Below are 22,369 nucleotides of genomic sequence, written 5' to 3'. Positions count from 1 at the left end.
GCCGGCAGGACCGCTGGCGAGAATGCCGGCAAGCGACAATGAACGCGAGGATCGCCATGGCCGAACGCATCATCGAACTGCGCGACATCAGCAAATCCTACGGCCAGGTCTATGCGCTGGGCGGGGTCAATCTCTCGGTCGACCGCGGCGAGGTGGTCGGCCTCATCGGCGACAATGGCGCCGGCAAGTCGACGCTGATCAAGATTCTCTCCGGCGTCGTCAAGCCGACCAGCGGCGAGATCCTGGTGCGCGGCAAGCCGGTGACCGGCTGGAGTGCGGCACGCTCGCGCGACGCCGGCATCGAGACGGTGTTTCAGGACCGGGCGTTGGCGGTGCAGCAGACCATCGTGCGCAACATCTTCATGGGCCGCGAACTCACCGGCTTCATGGGCTTCCTGAAGGTCAACAAGGAGATCGAGGAGGCGAGCCGGCTGATGCGCGAGATCGGCTTCACCTCGAAGGTGTTCACGCCGCATTCGATCGTCGGCCAGCTGTCGGGCGGCGAACGCCAGGGCGTGGCGATCGCGCGCGCCATCTACAAGCAGGCAGAGCTGATCATCCTCGACGAGCCGACGACGGCGCTGTCGCTGACCGAGACCGCCAAGGTGTTTCACTTCGTGCGCCAGGTGCGGGCGAGCGGTCGCTCGATCCTGTTCATCGGCCATAACATCCACCATGTCTTCGACATTGCCGACCGCTTCGTGGTGCTGGACCGCGGCAAGGTGGCGCTGACCGCCGACCGCACTGAGGTCAACTCGGCCGAGGATCTCATCAACTTCATGGAAGACGTCGCGCACCCCGGCGGATTGGCTGGATTGCACGAGGCCGGCGACGCGGGGAGGGCAGCACGATGAGCAAGACCATGGAACCCGATCTGCACGAGCCGGCGGCCAGCATTCCCCGCCCCAATTCCCAGAAGGAGTGGAAGCACCCATCCGATCACTGGATGCGCGGCTTCATCCTCGACAACCGCGCCTCGCTCGGCACGCTCGGCGTGTTCATCATCATGATGGCGGTGTTCCTGATCGCCAACCCGATCGTCTTCACCACCTGGTATCTCTACAGCTCGGTGTTGACGACGCTGCCTGTTGCGCTGTTCGTGGTGGTGCCGCTGGTCTTCGTCGTCACCTGCGGCGAGATCGACCTGTCGTTTCCGGCAACGATGGGCTTTGCCTCCTGGGTGTTCGCGGTGGTGGTGCAGGCCGGCTACGATCCGTTCCTCGGCATTGCCGCCGCGGTTCTCACCGGCACGCTGCTCGGCTTCCTGGTCGGCTCGCTGGTGGTCTATGGCGGGCTGTCGTCGCTGATCGCCACGCTCGGCATGAATTTCCTGCTGCGCGGCCTGATCCAGATCATCAACGAGGGCAAGTCGACGGCGCTGACCGGCCTTGCCGACAGCTCAGCCTACAAGATCTTCTCCAGCCAGGTGTGGGGCATCCCGGTGCAGATCTTCTGGGCGCTCGCCTTCGTCGTTTTGTCAGCGATGCTCTACAACCGCCACCGCTTCGGCGCGCAGGTCAGGGTGGTCGGCGACAACCCCGACAGCGCCCAGCAGATGGGCATCGACGTCAAGCGCGTGCGGGTGAAAGTGTTCGTCTTCGTCGGCATCGGGGCTGCGATCGCCGGCACGTTCTCCGTGATGATCAACTCCACCTGGTGGCCGACGGCCGGAGACGGCTATCTCCTGCCGGTGCTGGCCTCGGTGTTCGTCGGCGGCACGCCGACCTGGGGCGGCATCGGCACGGTTGCCGGCGGCGCCATCGGCGCGGTCACGGTGTCCTTCATCCAGACCGGCGTGGTCGCGGCAGGCCTGAGCGGTTTCTACGTCCAGTTCTTCAACGGCCTGATCATCATCCTGTCGCTGCTGGGGCATAAGTGGAACCAGGCGAGGTACAGGTGAGGGGTAGCCGTCAAGGCAGCTCAAACCGCCGCGACGAACCCGTCCAGCACGCGTTTCTGGCCGGCTTTGTCGAAGTCGATGGTCAGCTTGTTGCCTTCGATGGCTGAAATGTTGCCGTTGCCGAATTTCTGGTGGAAGACGCGGTCGCCGACGTTGAAGGGCGACGGCGCGTCGGCGACGGATTTGGCGACCAGTTCGCCGTCGATGGTGCGGCCTTTGACCGAGGTTCGTCCGGCGCCGTAGCCGGAGTCGGTCTCACCATAGCCGATGCGCTCGACCTGGTGGCCGGAGCGCGAGCCCCAGTTGCGGTCGGTGGCCTCGGTGCGGTTGGCTTGCGCCCGCTGCCAGCCCGGCGTCGCATAGGTGTTGGAGAAGGCGCCCGGTTTTTCCGCGCTGCCGGTGTTGGCGCCGACATTGTCGAAACGTGAGGCGCCATAGGGGTTTTGGCGGCCGCCACGCCCGGAAGCAAAAGAACCGCCGCCATAGGAATTGCCATAACCGCCATAGGAGTTGCCGCTTTCGGCGACCTCGACATGGGCGTTCGGCAACTCTTCGAGGAAACGCGACGGGATGGTCGATTGCCATAGGCCATGGATGAGCCGGTTGGAGACGAACCAGATATGCAGGTTCTTCTTGGCGCGGGTCAGGCCGACATAGGCGAGGCGCCGTTCTTCCTCCAGGCCGGAGCGGCCGCCTTCATCCAGCGCGCGCTGATGCGGGAACAGGCCTTCCTCCCAGCCGGGCAGGAAGACGGTCTCGAATTCGAGGCCTTTGGCCGAATGCAGCGTCATGATGCTGACGGCATCGAGCCCGGCATTCTGCTCGGCATCCATGACCAGCGCCACATGCTCGAGGAAGGAGCGCAGCGACTCGTACTCCTCCATGGAACGGACCAGTTCCTTCAAATTTTCCAGCCGGCCCGGCGCTTCGGCCGAGCGGTCGTTCTTCCACATGTCGGTGTAGCCGCTCTCCTCCAGAATGGTCTCGGCGAGTTCGGTGTGCGGCGTGGTTTCCAGCGCCTTCTGCCAGCGCTCGAAATTGGCGGCGACTTCACGCAATGCCGCGCGCGGCTTCGGTTTCAGCTCGTCGCTTTCGGCGAGGTTGCCGGCCGCTTCCAGCATCGGAATACGCAGCGCACGTGCAGTGTCGTGGATCTGGCGGATGGTGGCTTCGCCAAGGCCGCGCTTCGGCACATTGACGATGCGCTCGAAAGCGAGGTCGTCGCCGCCATTGGCGACGACGCGGAAGAAGGCCAGCGCATCGCGGATTTCCATGCGCTCGTAGAAACGCGGGCCGCCGATGACGCGGTAGTTGAGGCCGAGCGTGATGAAGCGGTCTTCGAAGGCGCGCATCTGGAACGACGCGCGGACCAGGATCGCCATGTCGTTGAGATTGTGCTTGGCGCGCTGGTAGGTCTCGATGGTTTCGCCGACGGCGCGCGCCTCCTCCTCGGAATCCCAGGCGGCGTGGACATGCACCTTGTTGTCTTCGGGCTCGTTGCGATCGGTGAACAGCGTCTTGCCGAAGCGGTCCTCATTGTGAGCGATGAGATGCGAAGCGGCGCCGAGGATATGCGCGGTCGAGCGGTAATTGCGCTCCAGGCGAATGATGGTGGCGCCGGGAAAATCCTTGTCGAAGCGCAGGATGTTGTCGACCTCGGCGCCGCGCCAGCCATAGATGGATTGGTCGTCGTCGCCGACGCAGCAGATGTTGACTTTGTTTTCGCTCACGGTCTGTTCCGCGCCTGCCGGCGCGGGCCCTCCGCGGGGGCCTCGCAACGGCTCGGACGCCCGGTCGGGCTTGCGGCCTTCGGCCGGATGCAAATCCGCAGACGCTGCGCGTCCAGCTTGCGGCCGCTGCGCGAGCAGCCGCAGCCACATGTACTGCGCGGTGTTGGTGTCCTGGTATTCGTCGACGAGGATGTATTTGAAGCGCTTGTGGTATTCCTTGAGCACATCCGGATTGGCGCGGAAAATGCGGATCGGGTGGCAGAGCAGATCGCCGAAGTCGCAGGCGTTGAGTGTCTGCAGCCGCTCCTGATAGGCCTTGTAGAGCTCGCGGCCCTTGCCGTTGGCGAAGCTGCGCGCATCGCCTTCGGCGATATCGGCGGGGCCTTGGCCCTTGTTCTTCCAGCCGTCGATCATCTGGGCGAACTGCTTGGCCGGCCAGCGCTTGTCGTCCAGCCCCTCGGCCTGGATCAACTGCTTGATCAGGCGCACGACGTCGTCGGTGTCGAGGATGGTGAAACCGGACTTCAGCCCGGCAAGCTCGGCATGGCGGCGCAAAAGCTTGACGCCGATCGAGTGGAAGGTGCCGAGCCACGGCATGCCCTCGACATTGCCTTCGCCGATCAGGATGCCGATGCGCTGCTTCATCTCGCGCGCGGCCTTGTTGGTGAAGGTCACCGCCAGGATCTGCGACGGGAAGGCTCTGCCGGTGGCGAGGATATGGGCGATGCGGGTGGTCAGCACCCGCGTCTTGCCGGTGCCGGCGCCGGCCAGCACGAGGACCGGGCCTTCCGTTGTTTCGACAGCTAGCCGCTGCTCGGGGTTCAACCCTTTCAGGTAGTCAGGCGCGCTGTTTTGGCCACTGCGGGCCGCCATGGCGCGCGCGGCGATCCCCGACGGGGCCGCGGGCCGCGCACTGGGTTCGTCAAAGAAGGGCATGTCTTCCGTAAAGCCGGACATCGCCCCGAATGTAGTGATTCGGTGGGGAAAGACCAGAAGTGTCTACGGTTTGTTCCGTTTTTTGAAGGGGAGAATGCCTGATATGGCAGGAATTTTTTCCTTGGTCTCGTTTTGAGGTGTGATCCACCGATCCATTGCGCCTCCAAAAACGCCGGTAGCCCGCACCGAGCCGCTCAATGATCGCGGATCGGCTGTCTCACCTTATGCTGGCAGGCTTTGCTTGACACACGCGGCCTGCGGGAGAAAGCTGGCGACAGGGCAGGGGACGGCTGCCTGAGAGGCGCCGCAAAGCGCAACAGTCGAAGGAGTATCATCTTGGCTGTGGTCATCACCTCCCTCATCCTGTTCCTCATCGGCCTGGCACTTGGCGGCGGCGGCGTCCGGCTCGTGATGCTGGGCGGCAGCTGGTATTATGTCATCACCGGTCTCGCCTTCCTGATAACCGCCTGGCTGCTGTTCCGGCGCAAATCGACGGCGCTGTGGCTGTATGCTGCGATCGTGCTGTGCACGCTTGCCTGGGCGGTGTGGGAAATCGGCTTCGACTGGTGGGAACTCGGCCCGCGCGGCGGCGTCATCGTGCTTCTGGCGCTGTGGCTGCTGACGCCGTGGGCAAGGCAGGGCCTCACCGGCCCCGACGCGCGTGCGCCGCTCATCCTGGCGGTGCTCGCGTCGCTCGCAGTGGCCGGCTATTCGATGACCGCCGATCCCAAGGACATCGCCGGCGAGCTCAGCGCCGACAAGGTGACGCCGACTGCGGATCTCGGCGGCAATGTGCCTCCGGGCGAGTGGCACTTCTACGGCCGCACGCCCTATGGTCAGCGCTATTCGCCGCTCGACCAGATCACGCCGGACAATGTCGCCAAATTGCAGCCGGCCTGGACCTACCAAACCGGTGACGTCAAGGGTCCGGATGACATCGGCGAAACCACCTATCAGGTGACGCCGCTCAAGGTGGGCGACACGCTCTACATCTGCACGCCGCACAATTTCGCCATCGCCATCGATGCCGCGACCGGCAAGGAGAAATGGCGCTTCGACCCCAAGATCAAGCTCGACAAGGACCGCCAGCACCAGACCTGCCGTGGCGTGTCCTACTACGCCGATGCCAGGATCGCCGCTGGCCAGCCCTGCGCGACACGCGTCTATCTGCCGACCTCGGACGCGCGGCTGATCGCGCTTGATGCCGCCAATGGCCAGGTCTGTCCGTCGTTCGCCGAAGCCGGCACGCTGAACCTGTTGACCAACATGCCGTACCCGAAGTCGGGCTACTACTATTCGACATCGGCGCCGCTGATATCAGGCGGCAAGATCATCGTCGGCGGCGCGGTCAACGACAATTATTCGACCGAGGAACCGTCCGGCGTCATCCGCGCCTTCGATGTCGACACCGGCGCGCTGGTGTGGAACTGGGATTCCGGCAACCCGGACCAGACGACACCGCTGGCGGCGGGCCAGACCTACACCCACAACTCGCCCAACATGTGGTCGACACCGAGCGCCGACGAGAAGCTCGGACTGCTCTACGTGCCGCTCGGCAACCAGACGCCGGACCAGCTCGGCGCCGGCCGTAGCGCCAATGTCGAGAAGTTCTCCTCCTCGATCACCGCGCTCGATCTCGCCACCGGACAATTGCGCTGGGTGCGGCAGACCGTGCATCACGACCTCTGGGACATGGACGTCCCGGCGCAGCCGACGCTGGTCGACATTACCACGGCTGCCGGCCTGGTTCCGGCGCTGGTCGGGCCGACCAAACAGGGCGACCTCTATGTGCTCGACCGGCGCAGCGGCGAACCGATCATCCCGGTCAAGGAAGTGCCGGCGCCAGGCGGCGCCATCGAGGGTGATCACACCTCGCCGACGCAGCCGTCTTCGGACCTCTCGTTCAATCCGAACCCGCTGACCGGCGCCGACATGTGGGGCATCACCATGTTCGACCAGCTGGCCTGCCGGATCGAATTCCAGGGCCTGCGCTATGAGGGCCGCTATACACCGCCTTCCGTAGAGGGGTCGCTGATCTATCCCGGCAATTTCGGCACGTTCAATTGGGGCGGCGTCGCCGTCGACCCGGTGCGGCAGGTGATGTTCGGCATGCCGACCTATCTCGCCTTCAAATCGCAGCTCATTCCGCGCGACCAGGTGCCACCGCCGGATGAAGGTCGCGGCAGCGAACAGGGGCTCAACCGCAATGAGGGTGCGCCATACGCGGTGGTGATGGGGCCGTTCCTGTCGCCACTCGGCGTGCCATGCCAGGCGCCACCATGGGGCTATGTCGCGGGCGCCGATCTCAGAACCGGCAAGATCGCCTACAAGCACCGCAACGGCACCGTCTACGACATGACGCCGCTGCCTCTGCCGCTGAAGGTCGGGGTGCCCGGCATTGGCGGGCCGATGATCACCGCCGGCGGTGTCGCCTTCCTGGGCGCGGCGGTCGACGACTATCTGCGCGCCTATGATGTGACGTCGGGCAAGCAGCTCTGGCGGGCCAGGCTGCCGGCAGGCGGGCAATCGACGCCGATGACCTACACCGTCGCCGACGGCCGCCAGTTCGTGGTCATCGTCGCCGGCGGCCACGGCTCGGTCGGCACCAAGCCGGGCGACTATGTGATGGCGTATACGCTGCCGAAGTAGATGGCCTAGAGTCCGAGATGGCCTTTCAGGCTTGGCACCGAACCCAGTACTTCATTGGTCAGCTGCGGCCCGGCGGCGGCTTCGGCCTGCTGGATCAGCATGGTGCCGGCCTTCTGGATCTGGGCCATGTCGAGGCCGGGGCTTTGAGCGCGGCGACACCATTAATCAGTGCGCCGGTCTTTTCGCCAAGCACGCCGCCAAGCGCACCTTGCAGCGACGACAGGAAGCCACCACCGCCGGCAGGGGCGGCAGCCATGACGTCGTATTTCTGGGCGAGTGCGTCAGCGCCCGGTATCTTGGCAAAGAAGCTGGAGACGGTGGTGCCTTCGGCTTCATGTTCGAGCACCGAGAAGATGGTGCCGACGACCTTTTCGGTGACCGCCTGATCGAGGCCGGCTTTCTGCGAGACGATGGTCACGATGCTCTGGGCGTCCATGATGTTTCCCCTCGGTGTTACTGTCGGTTATCGGGTTTTCGAACGGCGCCAGTCGACCCGGACCTTCACCATCCGCTCGGCAGCTTCCGACGCGGCGGAGCGCAGGGCCAGCAAGGCGGCTGCGGCAACCACGAGCGCGCTTAAAAGGATCGGAGTGGACAAGGTCATAGCGTTGTTCCTTCTCGTCTGGCTGCCGCAACGGGCGAAGCCACAATCAACTTCCCCTGATATTGTGGCGGCACCATCAACATTCTCTGAAATGACCAAAATGTGATGGCCGCGCGGTTGGTGCGGCTGACTTGTGCCAACTGCGCGGCCTGACGACGAAAGTGTCACTGATCCGTGACTGGACCGTGCGGGCTTGCACCCTATCTTGACCCGTGAGGTCATCCCGGAGTGACCGCAAGGTCATCCCGGAGTGACCGTGAGGTCATCTCCCAGCGAGGAGCACGCCATGACGAAACCCATCGCCGAAGCCGCCAAGCCTGCCATCCCTGCCATCAGCCAGGCGATGATCGATGCCTATGACGAATACACGCATCTGACGCTCGACCGTCGCCGCTTCATGGAACGGTTGACCAGACTCGCCGGGTCGGGTGCCGCGGCGGCCGCGATCGCGCCGCTCTTGGCCGCCAATTCGGCGCAGGCGGCTGTTGTCGCCGACAACGATCCGCGCCTGAAGGCTGAAGACATCACCTATCCCGGCAGCAGCGGCGAGATGAAGGGTTATCTGGTCAAGCCGGCGAGCCTGTCCGGCAAGCTCGGGACCGTCATCGTCATTCACGAAAACCGTGGGCTCAATCCGCACATCAGGGACATCGCGCGCCGTGTGGCGCTGGAAGGGTTCGTGGCGCTGGCGCCGGATTTCCTGTCGCCGCTCGGCGGCACGCCCGCTGACGAAGACAAGGCGCGTGACATGTTCACCAAGCTCGACGCCAGCCAGGTCACCGCCGATGGCCTGGCGACAATCGCCTATCTCAAGGGCGACAAGGACGGCAACGGCAAGGTCGGCGCCGTCGGCTTCTGCTGGGGCGGCGGCGCGGTCAACGATCTGGCCGTCAAAGCGCCCGATCTTGCGGCCGGCGTCGCCTATTATGGCATGCAGCCGAAGGCCGAGGACGCGGCGAAGATCAAGGCCGCGCTGTTGCTGCACTATGCCGGGCTCGACGAGCGCATCGATGCCGGCATCGATGCCTACAAGAAGGCGCTCGACGCCGCGCATGTCGAATACACGGTCTATGTCTATGACGGCGTCAACCATGCCTTCAACAACGACACGTCAGCCGCGCGCTACGACAAGAAGGCAGCCGATCTCGCCTGGGGCCGGACGATCGCTTTCCTGAAGGAGAAGCTGGCTTAGTAGACCGGTCAACGCCCGGCGGGGCAATGAGGGCAGTGCAGGCCGACGTCAGGCGTGGCCGCGTTTCATGCGCGCCTGCTTCAGGATGGCGCGCCAGCGAATCATGTCGAAAGGGATCGGCTCGTTGCTGTTGGCGATGTGGAAGATCTCGTTGTTGACGTTCTTCAACGAGCGCCAGAAATCATAGTCAGTGACGCGCGGATCGGCAGCCAGCCTGTCCACTTCGACCTTGATGTCGGTTTTCATGCACGTTCCTCGAACCGCCTGTGCCCCGCCGCCCGCATCGCAACTCGGATCAACCCGTTCTCAAACGGTCCGCTGAGTCGTTCAATGGCTCAAATGGTTTGTTAACGTTAAAATCTCGGTAAGGTTAACGCGGGGCCGAAAGCGCTTCAAGCACAGCGACCAGTGGATTTTGGGGACGCTGCGACTTTGGCTTGCCAGTGTGGCTTTCGAGCCCCTTGTGAGGACAGAGTTCGCTTATTTGCGTTTGATGCCGATCGAACGGCCGGCGCGTTCGGGCATCGGCAGCGCGGCATGGGCGGCGCGCATCGCTTCCACCTTGGCCTGCACGTCGGCGGGGAAGGGTGCGACTTTCGGTCCGGACATGTCGACATGCAGCGACAGGGTTTCGGAGGTGGCGGCGAGCCAGCCGTCGACATGGCGGATTTCCTGGTAGGCCCTGAGCCGCTTGTCGTCATGGTCGATCAGCTGGAACGAGACGACGACCTTGTGTTCGAGATGCAGTTCCTGCACGTAGCAGACATGGACCTCGGCCGTGTAGATGGTGAGGCGCCGCTCCTTGACATAGTCCAGCCCCATGCCCATTGCCGCAAAGGCCTCGTCCGAGCAGCGGTCGAACAGCACGTTGTAGTAAGCCATGTTGAGGTGGCCGTTGTAGTCGATCCAGTCCTTCTCGATATCCATCGGTTTGGAGACGTAGGGGGCGGGGATGGGCATGAGAACTTCCTTGTTCTGGTGCTGGACAGGATGCAGCCGGCGAGACTACGCATCCATAATCGCATAACAAGCGTGGACGCTGGTCCATTCGCGGAGGAATTCATGGCTTTGAGCGACCTCAACCCGGTCGAACGCAACGAGGAAGGCATCGCAGCCGTGCTCGGCATCCTCAAGCAGCAGTTCGGCGAACGTTTCCAGACCGGCGCGGCGATCCGCTCCCAGCATGCCCACACCACCACCTATATCCCGACGCAGGCGCCCGACGGTGTCGCTTTCCCGGAGACGACAGAAGAGGTGCAGGAGATCGTGCGCGCCTGCGCGATGCACCGCGTGCCGGTCATCGCCTTCGGCGTCGGCTCCTCGCTGGAGGGCCACACCAACGCGCCGGGCGGCGGCATCTCGGTCGACACCTCGCGCATGAACCGGATTCTTGCGGTCAACCCTGAGGATCTCGACTGCATGGTCGAGCCCGGCGTGACGCGCGAGGACCTCAACCGGCATTTGCGCGACACCGGCCTGTTCTTTCCGATCGATCCCGGCGCCAATGCTTCGCTCGGCGGCATGGCTGCAACGCGAGCATCGGGCACCAATGCGGTGCGTTACGGCACGATGCGCGAGAACGTGCTGTCGCTGACGGCCGTGATGGCCGATGGCGAGGCGGTGACGACCGGCAAGCGGGCGAAAAAGAGTTCTGCCGGCTACGATCTGACGCGGCTTTTGGTCGGCTCGGAAGGCACGCTCGGCATCATCACGTCGCTGACCTTGAAGCTGCAAGGCATTCCGCAGGCGATCTCCGGCGGCGTCTGTCCGTTTCCAAGTCTGGAGGCGGCATGCAACGCGGTCATCGCGACCATCCAGATGGGCATTCCGGTGGCGCGCATCGAACTGGTCAATGCGCTGCAGATGCGGGCGATGAAGCATTATTCCAAGCTCGACTATCCCGAGAGCCCGTGCCTGTTCGTCGAATTCCATGGCAGCGATGCCGGTGTTGCCGAGCAGGCCGAAACTTTTGGTGCCATCGCCGAAGACAATGGCGGCGGGCCGTTTCTGTGGACCAGTGTCGCCGAGGAACGGACGAAACTGTGGAAGGCCAGGCACGATGCCTATTGGGCATCGCTGACGCTGCGGCCCGGCACCAAGGGCCTGTCGACCGATGTCTGCGTGCCGATCTCGCGGCTGGCCGAATGCGTTACTGAGACCGAGGCCGATATTGCCGAAATGGGCCTGGTGGCGCCGATCGTCGGGCATGCCGGCGACGGCAATTTCCACGTGCTGGTGCTGATGGATGTCAACGACCCCAAAGAGATCGCGCTGGCCGAGACATTCGTCGCGCGGCTGAACATGCGGGCGATCGCCATGGACGGCACCTGCACCGGCGAACACGGCATCGGCCAGGGCAAGGTCGGCTTCCTGCGCCACGAGCTTGGCCACGGCGTCGACATCATGCGATCGATCAAAAAGGCGCTCGATCCGCAAGACATTATGAACCCGGGCAAGATATTACCTGCATAGCCGAATATTGCGGAGGCGAGGGGCGGCAATGCGGTACGGGACCAAGACTGTGGAGCCTTTGGTCATAAGGGCATCGCACGGCAAGACATTGCTGATGCTGCTGGCCAGCCTCGTCTTTGTCCTGGGCAGTGCTTTCCTAATCTACGTCTCTGAAGACGATGACACCACCGGGCTTTGGTTGTGCATGGCGTTCTTCGGGCCGTGCGCGCTGGTCTTTGTATGGCTGCTTGTGCGCCCACAAATGCTGATGCTGAACGGACAAGGTTTCATGCTCGGCGGCGGTCTTGTCCGATCGCCGAAACTGGTCCGCTGGCAAGACGTTGAAGGCTTCCACGTCTACAGCCTGCCCAAAGCCGGCGAGATGATCGGCTATAATTTCGCACCGGGTGTCAAGAAGAGCTCCGTCATGCGCAGCATCACCAAAAGCCTGGGCGCCGAAGCCGCATTGCCCAAGGGCTGGGAATTTTCGCCCGAAGAGATGGCCGTGCTGCTGAACGAATATCGCCGAAGGGCCTTGGCGAGATAATACCGCGGAGCGCGAGAGCTGCGTCGTTGCCGGGAGAGGGCCAGTAGATGCCTACATCGGAGGCCCTAATACCGATCGACGTGCCGTTGTCGTCCGCCGGCGCGCCCTTGCCGCATGTCTTTGCCGATGAGGGCAGGCTGCTCATTGCTTACATCGTCGACAGTCCGGATCCATCATTCGACGGCACCAATCCGCGCTCGTTTTCATCTGTGGCCGACGATCAATCGATCGCAATCCTGACGGCAGATCCCTACCTGGCATTCCAGTTCGGCCCGCCAAACGACGAAGTCATCAGCGGGCACCGCTTGTATGGACTGGGGCTGCGGCCGTACTCCGCGTTCGAAGTCCTCAATTCCTCCTGGATCGCCTCCTTCGAGAAGGCAAATCGGGTTCACCCGTCCCACAGGCCGGAGCTGTTTTCCGGTTATCGGCACATGATCCTGACTTTCCATGATTCGACGCTGGAATTCATCGCCGAGGGCTTTTCGGTCAGCCTTCACCAGGGAGCTGTTCTGGCGACACTGTTGGAGGCCGTCGGACGCCGTTGATCGGTCATGCCAATCGGCTTTCTGGGTTGCTTTGGCGATGCAGTTGATCAGCCAAGGTTTTTTCCTCGAGTGATAGCCTCAGCAACGCGTCTGCCAAGGAAATTGCCTCTTTATCGACACGCTGATGCGGGTAGAGTGCGGTTGACTTTCAATCAACCCGTTCGGAGCTGATGCTCGCACGCTTGTTCGTGATCTTCGGTGGCTTGTTCGTGCTGGTGCTGCTGGCAGCACTCGTGGTGCCGTATTTTATCGACTGGACGGGCTACCGCGCCGAGTTCGAGCGCGAGGCGAGCGCCATTCTCGGCCGCAAGGTGACGGTGCAGGGCGACGCTACGGCAAGGCTGTTGCCGTTCCCGTCGGTGACCTTCTCCAATGTGACCGTCGCCGGTGGCCCAGGCGGCCAGCCGGCGATGACCGTCGAGACGTTTTCGATGGATGCCGAACTGGCGCCGTTCCTGCGCGGCGAAGTGCTGATCTTCGACATGCGGCTGGTGCATCCGAAGGCGGCGATCGACATCGCCGATGACGGCACGGTCGATTGGGCGATGCGGCCGTCCTCGCCTTTCGATGTCAATCAGATCTCGATCGAGAAGCTGACGGTGACGGAGGGTGAGATTGCGCTCAGCCATGCGGCGGGTGGGCGCAGCCATCTGATTTCTGAAATCAATTCGACCATCTCGGCCAAGTCGCTGGCCGGGCCGTGGCGCATGGACGGCACGTTGCGGCTCGACGGCCTGCGCTCGACGGTCGTCGCTTCGACGGGGAAGGCCGAGGGCAATGGCCAGATGCGGCTCAGGCTCAAGTTCGATCCCGATGCCTATCCGCTGCTCGTCGAAACCGACGGCAATGCCGGCATCGTCAAAGGGGCTGCCGTCTATTCCGGCCAGTTCAAGATTTCCGGCGCCGACAAGAATAGTCTCGACAAAAGCGGGGCAGCGCTGCGCGGCAGCGATGGCGAGGTTGTTGAGATCAATACGGGCAAGGTCAGCGCCGGCAAGCCCGATCCGGGGTTTCGGCTGAACGGCAAGTTCTCGCTCGACCACCAGAAACTCGGCGTCGATGAATTCCGTTTCGAGACCGGGCCGCTCGACAATCCCTACACCGCCGACGGCAAGGCTTCGGTCGATCTCGGGCTGAAGCCGAACTTCGCCATCGAGGCCAATGGCGCGCAGGTGCAATTGGACGAGGCGGTGGGCGCTGAGAAGGGCGCCGGCCTGACCCTGGACCAGCGCATTGCCGGTATCGAGCAGGCGCTGCTCGACCTGCCGAAGCCGACCATACCCGGCACCGTCGAGGTCAAGCTGCCGGCGGTGGTGGCCGGCGACACCACGGTTCGCGACGTGCATCTCTCCGCCGAGCCGGTCGAGGGCGGCTGGTCGGTGAAGTCGATGGCTGCGACCTTGCCAGGGCGCACCACGCTGGAAGCCGACGGCATGCTCAGCGTCGAGGATCATTTCGGCTTCAGCGGCTCGCTGCTTTTAGCGGTGGCGCAGCCTTCCGGCTTTGCGGCCTGGCTGTCGAAAGATGTCGACGAGGCGATCCGCCGCCTGCCGGCCGCCGGCTTCAAGGCCAAGGTCGACCTGTCGGAGAGGCGACAGGCGTTCAGCGATCTTGAACTGATCCTCGGCAAGGCAAAGTTTTCCGGCCGCATCGATTCCAGCCAGCCCGACGACGCCAAGCCGTCGGTGCTGATGCGGCTCACGGGCGGCGAACTCGATGTCGACGGGCTGACGGCGTTCGCCTCGATCTTCGTCAGCGACAAGGGCGCCAACCGCTTTTCCGACCGCGACCTCGATTTCCAGATCAAGGCCGGGCCGGTTAGTGCCGGCGGGCTGACCGCCGACACAGTCGATACCGCGCTCCGGCTGCGCGACGGGCTGCTCGAAATCGACCGGCTGTCGATTGGCGGCCTTGCCGGCGCGTCGATCAGCGCCACCGGCCGGATCAAGGATTTTCCGGCGAGCCCTACCGGCAAGCTCGACGCCTCGGTGGTCGCCGTCGACCTGAAGCCGCTGATCGACATCGCCGCGCAACGCTATCCCGACAATGATGTGCTGAAGGGGCTGGCAAGCCGCACGTCTGCCTATCCCGAGCTGCTCCAGGACGCGCGAGTCGATCTGGTGGCAAGTGCCGCCGACAATGGTGACGGCACAACAGGCCTGGCGGTGAGCGGGCAAGGCAAGGCGGGTGGTTCCGCCTTTTCGGCGTCGCTGTCGGGCAGGGGTGCCGTCGGCCAGTTGCTCGACGCGCCGGTGACGCTGACCTTCAACGCCAAAAACCCCGACGCCACCGCGCTGCTGGCGCTCTATGGAATGCCGGCGCTGCCGCTCGGCATGCTCGGCCAGGCAAGTACCGATGTTTCAGCCAAAGGCACGCTTGGCGGCGGCCTGGCGACGAGCTTCAACCTGGCCGCCGATGATTTCAAGGCAACGTTCGACGGCACCGTCGCCGAAAGCCCGCAAGGCGCCACCGTCAAGGGCAAGATCGGCGTCGATGCCTCCGATATCGAGCCCTGGCTGATGACCACCGGCGTCGGCCTGCCGGGCATGGGCACCGGCACATCGACCTCGCTCAGCGCGGATGCCGATTTCGGCAATGGCCTTTTGGTGCTGAGCGGTCTCAGCGGGTCCATCAACGAAGCGGCGGTGTCCGGTGACATCAATCTCGACGTGAAGCAGGGCCTGCCGCACCTTGCCGGTGCGCTGGCGCTCGACGAACTCGACCTCGACCCGATGGCGGTGGCGCTGTTCGGCGACCAGTCCTTCATCGCCAGCAACGGCAACTGGCCGACGGCGCCGTTCGGTCAGAAATCCATCCTGCCATTCACCGCCGACCTCGATCTGACGACGGCCACCCTTGCCGCCGGGCCGCTGGCCACGGCCTATGACGCATCGCTGTCGCTAAAACTCGACCAGGAAGGCATCCGGGTTTCGGACCTGAAGGCAAAGCTGCTCGGCGGCGCACTAACCGGCCTGTTCGAATTGAAGAATACCGACGGCACCGGGCTGTTCTCCGGTCAGATGAGGCTTGCTGGCGCGGATCTCACCACCGTGCTGCCCAATGCCGGCCTGAGCGGCAGTGGCGATTTCTCGACTGGCCTGTCGACCAGCGGCAAATCGGTCGACGCGATGATTGCCGCACTCTCCGGCTCCGGCACGGCGGCGCTGAAAGGCCTGACCATTGCCGGTGTCAATCCCGATGCCTTCGGCGCCTTGATCGCCAAGGCCGATACGATCGGGCGCGACATCGACGTGGCCAAGACCGCGGGCTTTGCGCCTGACATTGCCGGCGACGGCAATTTTGCCGCTGGTGATACCGACATCGCCTTTACGGTTGCCGGCGGTACGCTCAGGGCGCCGCCGGTCAAGCTGGAAAATGCTGGCGCGGCGTTGTCCGCCGACATTACGGCGGACCTGAACACCAGTACCGTCGCCGCCAGGGGTACGATCACCTACAAGCCTGGCGACGAGGCGCTGGTCGGGTCGGATCCCTCGGTCAATTTCAGCGTCGACGGGCCGTTCGGCGCGATGAAGAAGCTGTTCGACAGCGAGCCGCTGGCGCAGTTCCTGACCCAGCGCGCGCTGGAGAAAGAGCAGCAACGGGTCGAGGCGATGCAGGCCGCACTGCTCGAGAAGCAGCGCTTGCGGCGCGAAGTGCGCTATTACGCTGCCCTGCAGACCGAACGTGACAATGCGGCCGAGGAACTGCGCAAGCAGGAGGAAGCGGCGCGGCTGAAAGCCGAGGCCGACGCCAGGGCGAAAGCTGAAGCCGACGCAAAAGCGCAGGCCGAAGCGGATGCCAAGGCCAAGGCAGATGCGCAAGCAAAGGCCGACGCCGATGCGAAAGCGCAGGCGGAAGCCGACGCCAAGGCCAAGGCGGACGCCGAAGCGAAGGCGCAGGCCGAGCAGCAGGCAGCCGAAGACGCCGCCAAGGCCGAAGCCGAACGGAAGAAGGCTGAGCAAGCGATGCGGATTGCTTCGCAGGAAAAGGCCAGGCTGGAGGCCGAGCGCAAGGCGCAGGAGCAAGCGCCGAAGGTCGACCGTTCACTGCCCGGCGTCAATGACGGTACGGCACCGGCGCCGCCAAAGCCCAAGACAAATCCATTCTCGGTCGACAATCTGCTGAAGTCGCTGGGTAATTAGAAGGCCTTGCATGGCTGAAGGCAAACGGTTCGCGACTGCGGCCTATTGCTTGTGACGGGTCAGCAGGCGTCCCATCATCGGTTCGATCCGCTCGAGCTCATCGAGATGCGCCGCCGACAATTCGGCAAGACGATCTTCGGCGTGCTCGGTCAATCGCAAAAACACGCGGCGCTGGTCGTCCTTGTCCTGGTCTCTTGAGACCAGCCCGGCCTCTCCAAGTCGGTTGACCAGCTCGACGGCGCTGTGGTGGCGGATGCGCAGGCGTTCTGCCAGTTCGCCGATTGTCACCGGTCCGCCACCTGGAAACCCCTTGATGGCAAGCAGCGCCTGATGCTGGCGCGGCGTAAGGCCGGCGGCCTCCGCCTGAAGCTGGCTGAATTCGAGGAAACGGCGGATCAGATAGCGAAACTCGGACAGCCGCTGGTAGTCGGCTTCGCTGATCGCGGGGCGTGGTTTCTGCGGAACGGTCATTCCCGATCTATCGCCCTTTCTCGGCAAAGCTCAACGCTGGCCCATCTTCATCGTTCAAAATGACGCGGCGGGTTGGTCGATAGCGGTCTTGAATATTTATATCGTATTACGATACATAGCGGCCCGACAACAGGGCGGCGCTCGGCGCCTCCAGAAAGCCGGGTCGCCAAATGAAATCCTCCGATAGCCACCACCTTCGCGACTTCACCACCGATGCGCGTGTGCTGCTCATCGCGGCGATCGTCGTCGTGGTCGCAACCGCAGGGCTGTTTGCCGGCATTGCGCTGTTGAAACTGATCCGGCTTGCCACCAACATTGCCTATTTCGGCCAGTTCTCGCTTGCCGAGCTGAAACTTCAGGACACGCCGCTTGGTTATGCCGCCGTCATCGTTCCGGTGATCGGCGCGCTGATCATCGGCTTGATGGCCAGGTACGGCAGCGAGAAGATCCGCGGCCACGGCATTCCCGAAGCCATCGAGGCGATTCTGCTTGGTCGCTCGCGCCTCGGCGCCAAGGTGGCGATCCTGAAGCCGCTGTCGTCAGCTATTTCGATCGGCAGCGGCGGTCCGTTCGGCGCCGAAGGGCCGATCATCATGACCGGTGGCGCCATCGGCTCGCTGATCGCGCAGATGCTGCCGGTCAGCGACAATGAGCGCAAGACATTGCTAGTGGCGGGTGCGGCGGCCGGCATGACCACCGTCTTCGGCACGCCGATCGCGGCCATCATGCTGGCCGTGGAATTGCTGCTCTTCGAATGGACGCCGCGCAGCTTTATTCCCGTGGCAGTCGCAGCCATCATTGCCGAGGTCGAACGCACCATGCTGCATTTGCCGGGGCCGATCTTTCCGTTCCAGGGCAGTATGGTGTCTTCATTCACTGGGCTGGGCGGCTGGGTGCTGATCGGGATATGCGCCGGGCTGCTGTCCGGCTTGCTGACGCAGATGGTCTATGCCTGCGAAGACGCTTTCCAGAAGCTGCCGATACACTGGATGTGGTGGCCGATGATCGGCGGCTTGGTGGTCGGCATTGGTGGGCTGATCGAGCCGCAGGCGCTGGGCGTTGGCTATGACAACATCGCCGACATGCTTGATGGCCGCTTGATCGCCACGGCGGCTCTTGTCCTGCTTGTGGTCAAGGCGATCATCTGGTCGGTGGCGCTTGGTTCGGGAACGTCGGGTGGCGTTCTGGCGCCACTGCTGATCATGGGTGGGGCCATGGGTGCAGTGCTCGCCGGTATCCTGCCTGAGGCGACGCCTGGCTTCTGGCCATTGCTGGCGATGGCGGCGACCATGGGCGGCACCATGCGTGCGCCGTTGACGGCTACCTTCTTTGCGGTCGAATTGACCGGCAACACCCATGTCCTGGTGCCGTTGATCGCCGCCTGTGCTACCGCCCATGCCGTCACCGTGCTGTTGATGAAGCGCTCGATCCTGACCGAGAAGGTGGCGAGGCGAGGGCACCATCTGGTGCGCGAGTACCGCGTAGACCCGTTTGCGCTGACCCGCGTGCGCGAGGTGATGACAGCAAAGGTCGAAAGCGTGCCGGCGACAATGACGCTGCATGGCGCGGCCGCTTTCCTCACCGCGCCCGAGACACGGCACCCGAGCTTTCCGGTGGTCAATGAAGACGGCCATGTGCTTGGCGTCATCGATCCGCCGGCCATCCTGCGCTGGCGCCGGGCCGGCAAGCATCGCACGACGACGCTCGGCGAACTGCTCGCCGGCTCAAAGGTGACGCTCGCCTATCCCGACGAATATCTGGAAGGCCTCTCCGACAAATTGCTGACGGCCAACATTTCGCATCTGCCCGTCGTCACGCGGGAGGAGTCCCGCCTGGTCGGCTATATCGGCTGGAAGGATTTGATGCGGGTGAGGGCGAAGAAGCAGGCCGAGGAACGCGACCGCACGGCATTGCTCGGCTTTGGCACCCGACACCGGAAACAGGATAGTGCGGCCGATCCAGTTTAGAATCTGGCGTTGCCCTTCGCCCAGTCCAGCACATAGAGCCTGAGCGCCGAGGACAGGTTGGCGTCGCGAGGCCTTGTCTCGTCGATGTCGGCAACCAATGCGGCGAGTGTCATATTGCGCGCAGCGGCGATGGCGACGAGATCGTCATAGAAGGGTTTTTCGAGCGAATAGCTGGTGCGGTGGCCGCGGATCGTTACCGAGCGTTTTTCGACCGGGCTCACCGCAGGCTGTCCATCAATCGCCCTGATCTTCCGGGCGTTCGCGGCGATGGCCGGCGACGAACTTCTCGGCCTTATCTGACGTCAGCCGGTCGCGGGTTTTTTCGGCTTTGGAACGGCCGTGCAGAGCGCGGTTCTCGCCGGCCAGCTTTTCCTTTTCGGCGCGCGCTTTTTGCTTGCGGAGCTGTCGAAGGTTGACGACGTCGCCCATGTCGCGCCGTCCGTCCCGCTACTTCTTGCGGAAGGCGTCGAGCGAGACGACGTCTGCGCCCTTGCCGGCGGCATCGGCCACGGCCGGCTTTTTCTCGGCTTCGGCCGCGGCGGCCTTCTTCTCGGCCTTGGGTTTTTTCTCGGAGACGATGGCCAAGGGCTCGGGAGCCGGCTGTGCCGGTGCTTCGTCTTCGGCGGGAACGTCTGTCTTGACGTCGAATTCGAGTTCGAAATTGACCGACGGATCGTAGAAGCCGCGCACGGCCGAGAACGGGATTTCGAGTTTCTCCGGCACGTCGGAGAAGGACAGGCCGACCTCGAAACCGGTATCGGTCACCTTGAGGTCCCAATACTGGAACTGGATGACGATGGTCATCTGTTCGGGATAGCGCTCGCGCAACCTCGACGACACGCGCACGCCCGGTGCGCCGGTCAGGAAGGTGATGAAGAAATGATGATTGCCGGGAAGGCCGGTGCGCGCGACTTCGGCCAGGACCTTGCGCATGACGCCGCGCAGCGCCTCCTGGGCTAAAATGTCGTAGCGGATGTGGTCGTCGGCCATGTGCTGGTCGGGTTCCGTTGAATCGTCCGCATAGCTGTAATCAAGCTTGAGGGCGGCGTAAACCGGATATAGATCGCTGATGCGCCGAAGCGAGGCCCGTCACGGACGATTTGATCGCCGACTTTAGATTCGTTCAGGCGCTGGCCAACTGCTTTTCCACCGCCGCTGCGGATCTGCGCTTGCCAAAGGCGCGCAGGAAGGTGCGCACGCCGTGCGTCGCCGACTGCAGTACTTCATCCTCCGACGGCATGCCGCCGAGCATGAAGGTGGTCTGCAGTTCGGCGTTGGCCAGCGCCAAGAACTGGCGCGCGGCGACATCGGGATCGTCGACCGCGAGGTGGCCGGCATGGGCGAGGCGGGCGAAGCGCGCGGCGAGTGCGGGCCAGGTCCGGCCGGGACCCTGGTCGCGCCATTCGCCAAACAGTTCGGGATAGCGCTCGCCTTCGGTCTGGATCAGCTTGCGCAGGAAGCGTCCGTCGCGATTGCAGATGCAGTTCTGGTTCATGCGCACGGCGAAGCCGATCAAATCGCCTTCGAGATCCCTGGGCTGGTCGGGGAAGCTGGCGAAGGTGGCGAAGATGCCGGCATTGCAGCGCTCGGTCAGGTCGCGCACCACGGCCGTGAAAAGCTTTTCCTTGTCGCGGTGGTGATTGTAGATGGTCTGGCGCGAGACACCGGCCTCCGCCGCGATCAGGTCGATATTGGCGCCGGCAAAGCCTTCGCGGCAAAACACAGAGGCCGCCGCATCGATGATCGACATACGCTTGGCCTCGTGGCCGCGTGGCGGGAAAATGTCAGGAGAAACGGCAGGCTTCATAAAAATCTATATAGAGGTGATTGACGAATTAGACAAGACTGTCTAAATTTGTGGACATAAGAAAACGGAAATTTGCTCCGAGTGGGACGAATGAATTCGCCCCGGGATGTCGGATTTCCACGGGATGGAACGTCCTGGGGTTAGACGTCGCTTGGCGGCGGCAACCAGATTTGAAAGAAGCCTTTATCATGAGTCTCAAATTCCTCCGCATCGCGGTCGTGCTCGGCTTGTTGTCCGCCATCGGCCCTTTCGCTATCGACATGTACCTGCCGGCGCTGCCTTCGATCGGCGAGGATTTGCATGCCGGCACCGCCGCCGTGCAGATGAGCCTGCTGATTTTCTTCCTGTCGATGGGCTTCGGCCAGATCGTCGTCGGGCCGATCTCCGACATGGTTGGCCGCAAGCTGCCGCTCTATGGCGGCTTGGCGCTGTTCATGGTCGGGGGCATCGGTTCGGCAATGGCGCCGACCATCGAGTGGCTGATCGCCTTCCGCTTCCTGCAGGGCCTCGGCGCCAGCGCCGGCATGGCCGTGCCGCGCGCCATCGTGCGCGACCTGCACACCGGCACGGAAGCCGCCAAACTGATGTCCTTGCTGATGCTGGTGTTTTCGGTGTCGCCGATCCTGGCGCCGCTGACCGGTAGCCAGATCATCGAGAATTTCGGCTGGCGCGCTGTGTTCTGGACGGTGACGGGCGCGGCCCTGCTGGCGACCATTCTTTTGGCGACCTCGCTCAAGGAGACGCGGCCGGCGGAAGAACGCGTCGGTTCCTCCTTTGGCACCGCACTTGCCGGCTATCGCTTCCTGATGGGTGACCGCAATTTCCTCGGCCTGGTGGCGATCGCCGGCTTCGGCATTGCCAGCTTCTTCGTTTACCTCTCGAGTTCGTCCTTCATCCTGATCGACCATTACGGGCTGTCGCCTTCGGTCTACAGTGTGTTCTTCTCGATCAATGCGGTGGCCTTTATCGGCATGTCGCAGCTGACGGGATTGCTGTCCGAACGCTTCGGGCTGAAGCGCGTCGTCTGGGTCGCGGTGACCGGCTATGCCACGACGATGGTGGCGTTGTTCGCGATCATGGCGACCGGCGTCGACCGGCTCGACGTGATGGCGGCGCTGCTGTTCATCGGCTACGGCTTCCTCGGCCTGGTTATCCCGACCACGTCGGTGCTGGCCATGGAAGAGCATGGCGAGATCGCCGGCACGGCCTCGGCGCTGATGGGCACGCTGCACTTTGCCATCGGCGCGCTGGCCATGGGTGTCGCCGGCATCTTCTTTGACGGCACGCCGCTGCCGATGGTCGCCGGCATTACGCTCTGCGCCGTGATCTCGTTCACGCTGGCCAAGCTAACGCTCGGCCGTTCGCGCGACGCGATCGAAGCGCCGGCGGAGTAAGCAGCCACATCTTGTGAAAAAGGCCAGGTTT

21 protein-coding genes are annotated in these 22,369 nt (G+C 63.6%); 11 read left to right on the top strand and 10 right to left on the bottom strand.

Annotated elements, in window-relative coordinates; all coding sequences use genetic code 11:
* Nucleotides 1–56 precede the first annotated feature (56 nt).
* Nucleotides 57–854: an ATP-binding cassette domain-containing protein gene (locus FJV77_RS03100; RefSeq protein ID WP_142865521.1), complete on the top strand. Its 798-nt coding sequence runs from the start codon at nucleotides 57–59 to the stop codon at nucleotides 852–854.
* Nucleotides 851–1,900: an ABC transporter permease gene (locus FJV77_RS03095; protein ID WP_142865365.1), complete on the top strand. Its 1,050-nt coding sequence runs from the start codon at nucleotides 851–853 to the stop codon at nucleotides 1,898–1,900. The genes FJV77_RS03100 and FJV77_RS03095 overlap by 4 nt, the downstream gene beginning before the upstream one ends.
* A gap of 20 nt (nucleotides 1,901–1,920) precedes the next feature.
* On the opposite strand, the gene FJV77_RS03090 is transcribed toward FJV77_RS03095, so the two are convergent.
* Nucleotides 1,921–4,587 carry a UvrD-helicase domain-containing protein gene (locus FJV77_RS03090; RefSeq protein WP_142865364.1) on the bottom strand — a complete coding sequence of 889 codons (2,667 nt, stop codon included), beginning with the start codon at nucleotides 4,585–4,587 and terminating at the stop codon, nucleotides 1,921–1,923.
* A gap of 315 nt (nucleotides 4,588–4,902) precedes the next feature.
* Between FJV77_RS03090 and FJV77_RS03085 the strand changes: the two genes are divergently transcribed.
* Nucleotides 4,903–7,215 (top strand): glucose/quinate/shikimate family membrane-bound PQQ-dependent dehydrogenase, encoded by a 2,313-nt coding sequence (locus FJV77_RS03085; protein ID WP_142865363.1) that lies wholly within the window; start codon nucleotides 4,903–4,905, stop codon nucleotides 7,213–7,215.
* Between the two features lie 5 nt (nucleotides 7,216–7,220).
* On the opposite strand, the gene FJV77_RS33225 is transcribed toward FJV77_RS03085, so the two are convergent.
* Both FJV77_RS33225 and FJV77_RS03080 read right to left on the bottom strand, forming a co-directional pair.
* On the bottom strand, nucleotides 7,221–7,343 hold the full coding sequence (locus FJV77_RS33225; protein ID WP_281408559.1) for a hypothetical protein: 123 nt from the start codon (nucleotides 7,341–7,343) through the stop codon (nucleotides 7,221–7,223).
* Nucleotides 7,310–7,651 carry a hypothetical protein gene (locus tag FJV77_RS03080; RefSeq protein ID WP_246691119.1) on the bottom strand — a complete coding sequence of 114 codons (342 nt, stop codon included), beginning with the start codon at nucleotides 7,649–7,651 and terminating at the stop codon, nucleotides 7,310–7,312. Before FJV77_RS03080 ends, FJV77_RS33225 begins: the two co-directional genes overlap by 34 nt.
* On the opposite strand from FJV77_RS03080, the gene FJV77_RS03075 reads away from it, so the two are divergent.
* Together FJV77_RS03075 and FJV77_RS03070 are read left to right on the top strand one after the other, a co-directional pair.
* Nucleotides 7,635–7,925 carry a hypothetical protein gene (locus FJV77_RS03075; RefSeq protein WP_142865362.1) on the top strand — a complete coding sequence of 97 codons (291 nt, stop codon included), beginning with the start codon at nucleotides 7,635–7,637 and terminating at the stop codon, nucleotides 7,923–7,925. The two genes, FJV77_RS03080 and FJV77_RS03075, sit on opposite strands and share 17 nt — an antisense overlap.
* Nucleotides 7,926–8,105: 180 nt before the next feature.
* Complete coding sequence (locus tag FJV77_RS03070) at nucleotides 8,106–9,011, top strand: dienelactone hydrolase family protein (protein ID WP_142865361.1); 906 nt, start codon at nucleotides 8,106–8,108, stop codon at nucleotides 9,009–9,011.
* A 48-nt stretch (nucleotides 9,012–9,059) separates the two neighbouring features.
* On the opposite strand, the gene FJV77_RS03065 is transcribed toward FJV77_RS03070, so the two are convergent.
* Together FJV77_RS03065 and FJV77_RS03060 are read right to left on the bottom strand one after the other, a co-directional pair.
* Entirely contained in the window at nucleotides 9,060–9,257 is a 198-nt protein-coding gene (locus FJV77_RS03065) for a hypothetical protein (protein WP_142865360.1), read from the bottom strand.
* 234 nt (nucleotides 9,258–9,491) lie between these two features.
* Nucleotides 9,492–9,971, bottom strand: coding sequence for a thioesterase family protein (locus FJV77_RS03060; RefSeq protein WP_142865359.1), 480 nt, complete (start codon nucleotides 9,969–9,971; stop codon nucleotides 9,492–9,494).
* A 102-nt stretch (nucleotides 9,972–10,073) separates the two neighbouring features.
* On the opposite strand from FJV77_RS03060, the gene FJV77_RS03055 reads away from it, so the two are divergent.
* The 4 genes from FJV77_RS03055 to FJV77_RS03040 all read left to right on the top strand — a co-directional run bounded on the left by FJV77_RS03055 (nucleotide 10,074) and on the right by FJV77_RS03040 (nucleotide 16,699).
* Complete coding sequence (locus FJV77_RS03055) at nucleotides 10,074–11,483, top strand: FAD-linked oxidase C-terminal domain-containing protein (protein WP_142865358.1); 1,410 nt, start codon at nucleotides 10,074–10,076, stop codon at nucleotides 11,481–11,483.
* Nucleotides 11,484–11,577: 94 nt separating this feature from the next.
* The gene (locus FJV77_RS03050) at nucleotides 11,578–12,009 is read left to right on the top strand and encodes a hypothetical protein (protein WP_142865357.1); all 432 of its coding nucleotides are present in this window, start codon (nucleotides 11,578–11,580) and stop codon (nucleotides 12,007–12,009) included.
* A 107-nt stretch (nucleotides 12,010–12,116) separates the two neighbouring features.
* Nucleotides 12,117–12,557 carry a hypothetical protein gene (locus FJV77_RS03045; protein ID WP_185970172.1) on the top strand — a complete coding sequence of 147 codons (441 nt, stop codon included), beginning with the start codon at nucleotides 12,117–12,119 and terminating at the stop codon, nucleotides 12,555–12,557.
* A gap of 170 nt (nucleotides 12,558–12,727) precedes the next feature.
* On the top strand, nucleotides 12,728–16,699 hold the full coding sequence (locus FJV77_RS03040) for an AsmA family protein (RefSeq protein ID WP_142865355.1): 3,972 nt from the start codon (nucleotides 12,728–12,730) through the stop codon (nucleotides 16,697–16,699).
* A 42-nt stretch (nucleotides 16,700–16,741) separates the two neighbouring features.
* Here FJV77_RS03040 and FJV77_RS03035 read toward each other — a convergent pair whose 3' ends face one another.
* The gene (locus FJV77_RS03035; RefSeq protein WP_142865354.1) at nucleotides 16,742–17,170 is read right to left on the bottom strand and encodes a MarR family winged helix-turn-helix transcriptional regulator; all 429 of its coding nucleotides are present in this window, start codon (nucleotides 17,168–17,170) and stop codon (nucleotides 16,742–16,744) included.
* A gap of 170 nt (nucleotides 17,171–17,340) precedes the next feature.
* Here FJV77_RS03035 and FJV77_RS03030 point away from each other — a divergent pair, with 170 nt between their 5' ends.
* Complete coding sequence (locus tag FJV77_RS03030; RefSeq protein WP_142865353.1) at nucleotides 17,341–19,137, top strand: chloride channel protein; 1,797 nt, start codon at nucleotides 17,341–17,343, stop codon at nucleotides 19,135–19,137.
* Here FJV77_RS03030 and FJV77_RS03025 read toward each other — a convergent pair.
* The 4 genes from FJV77_RS03025 to FJV77_RS03010 form a co-directional block, all read right to left on the bottom strand.
* Nucleotides 19,134–19,358 carry a ribbon-helix-helix domain-containing protein gene (locus FJV77_RS03025; RefSeq protein ID WP_142865352.1) on the bottom strand — a complete coding sequence of 75 codons (225 nt, stop codon included), beginning with the start codon at nucleotides 19,356–19,358 and terminating at the stop codon, nucleotides 19,134–19,136. The genes FJV77_RS03030 and FJV77_RS03025 overlap by 4 nt on opposite strands.
* A 13-nt stretch (nucleotides 19,359–19,371) precedes the next feature.
* Entirely contained in the window at nucleotides 19,372–19,566 is a 195-nt protein-coding gene (locus tag FJV77_RS03020; RefSeq protein ID WP_142865351.1) for a DUF4169 family protein, read from the bottom strand.
* 18 nt (nucleotides 19,567–19,584) lie between these two features.
* Entirely contained in the window at nucleotides 19,585–20,127 is a 543-nt protein-coding gene (locus tag FJV77_RS03015) for an SspB family protein (protein ID WP_142865350.1), read from the bottom strand.
* A gap of 133 nt (nucleotides 20,128–20,260) precedes the next feature.
* Nucleotides 20,261–20,944, bottom strand: a complete 684-nt coding sequence (locus FJV77_RS03010; protein WP_142865349.1) for a TetR/AcrR family transcriptional regulator — start codon at nucleotides 20,942–20,944, stop codon at nucleotides 20,261–20,263.
* 188 nt (nucleotides 20,945–21,132) lie between these two features.
* Between FJV77_RS03010 and FJV77_RS03005 the strand changes: the two genes are divergently transcribed.
* Nucleotides 21,133–22,338 (top strand): multidrug effflux MFS transporter, encoded by a 1,206-nt coding sequence (locus FJV77_RS03005; protein ID WP_142865348.1) that lies wholly within the window; start codon nucleotides 21,133–21,135, stop codon nucleotides 22,336–22,338.
* The last annotated feature ends 31 nt before the right edge of the window (nucleotides 22,339–22,369 follow it).

Source organism: Mesorhizobium sp. WSM4306, from assembly GCF_007003975.1.
GTDB lineage: Bacteria > Pseudomonadota > Alphaproteobacteria > Rhizobiales > Rhizobiaceae > Mesorhizobium.
The sequence above is the reverse complement of the archived record's forward strand: the minus strand, read 5'-3'. Positions and strand labels throughout refer to the sequence as shown.

Excerpts from the sequence above, each read along its gene's own strand:
- FJV77_RS03080 (WP_246691119.1), bottom strand. The coding sequence starts at position 7,651 with ATGGACGCCCAGAGCATCGTGACCATCGTCTCGCAGAAAGCCGGCCTC.
- FJV77_RS03095 (WP_142865365.1), top strand. The coding sequence starts at position 851 with ATGAGCAAGACCATGGAACCCGATCTGCACGAGCCGGCGGCCAGCATT.
- FJV77_RS03090 (WP_142865364.1), bottom strand. The coding sequence starts at position 4,587 with ATGTCCGGCTTTACGGAAGACATGCCCTTCTTTGACGAACCCAGTGCG.
- FJV77_RS03010 (WP_142865349.1), bottom strand. The coding sequence starts at position 20,944 with ATGAAGCCTGCCGTTTCTCCTGACATTTTCCCGCCACGCGGCCACGAG.
- FJV77_RS03005 (WP_142865348.1), top strand. The coding sequence starts at position 21,133 with ATGAGTCTCAAATTCCTCCGCATCGCGGTCGTGCTCGGCTTGTTGTCC.
- FJV77_RS03050 (WP_142865357.1), top strand. The coding sequence starts at position 11,578 with ATGCTGCTGGCCAGCCTCGTCTTTGTCCTGGGCAGTGCTTTCCTAATC.
- FJV77_RS03060 (WP_142865359.1), bottom strand. The coding sequence starts at position 9,971 with ATGCCCATCCCCGCCCCCTACGTCTCCAAACCGATGGATATCGAGAAG.
- FJV77_RS03030 (WP_142865353.1), top strand. The coding sequence starts at position 17,341 with ATGAAATCCTCCGATAGCCACCACCTTCGCGACTTCACCACCGATGCG.
- FJV77_RS03040 (WP_142865355.1), top strand. The coding sequence starts at position 12,728 with ATGCTCGCACGCTTGTTCGTGATCTTCGGTGGCTTGTTCGTGCTGGTG.
- FJV77_RS03020 (WP_142865351.1), bottom strand. The coding sequence starts at position 19,566 with ATGGGCGACGTCGTCAACCTTCGACAGCTCCGCAAGCAAAAAGCGCGC.
- FJV77_RS03055 (WP_142865358.1), top strand. The coding sequence starts at position 10,074 with ATGGCTTTGAGCGACCTCAACCCGGTCGAACGCAACGAGGAAGGCATC.
- FJV77_RS03070 (WP_142865361.1), top strand. The coding sequence starts at position 8,106 with ATGACGAAACCCATCGCCGAAGCCGCCAAGCCTGCCATCCCTGCCATC.
- FJV77_RS33225 (WP_281408559.1), bottom strand. The coding sequence starts at position 7,343 with ATGGCCCAGATCCAGAAGGCCGGCACCATGCTGATCCAGCAGGCCGAA.
- FJV77_RS03075 (WP_142865362.1), top strand. The coding sequence starts at position 7,635 with ATGCTCTGGGCGTCCATGATGTTTCCCCTCGGTGTTACTGTCGGTTAT.
- FJV77_RS03035 (WP_142865354.1), bottom strand. The coding sequence starts at position 17,170 with ATGACCGTTCCGCAGAAACCACGCCCCGCGATCAGCGAAGCCGACTAC.
- FJV77_RS03100 (WP_142865521.1), top strand. The coding sequence starts at position 57 with ATGGCCGAACGCATCATCGAACTGCGCGACATCAGCAAATCCTACGGC.
- FJV77_RS03065 (WP_142865360.1), bottom strand. The coding sequence starts at position 9,257 with ATGAAAACCGACATCAAGGTCGAAGTGGACAGGCTGGCTGCCGATCCG.
- FJV77_RS03015 (WP_142865350.1), bottom strand. The coding sequence starts at position 20,127 with ATGGCCGACGACCACATCCGCTACGACATTTTAGCCCAGGAGGCGCTG.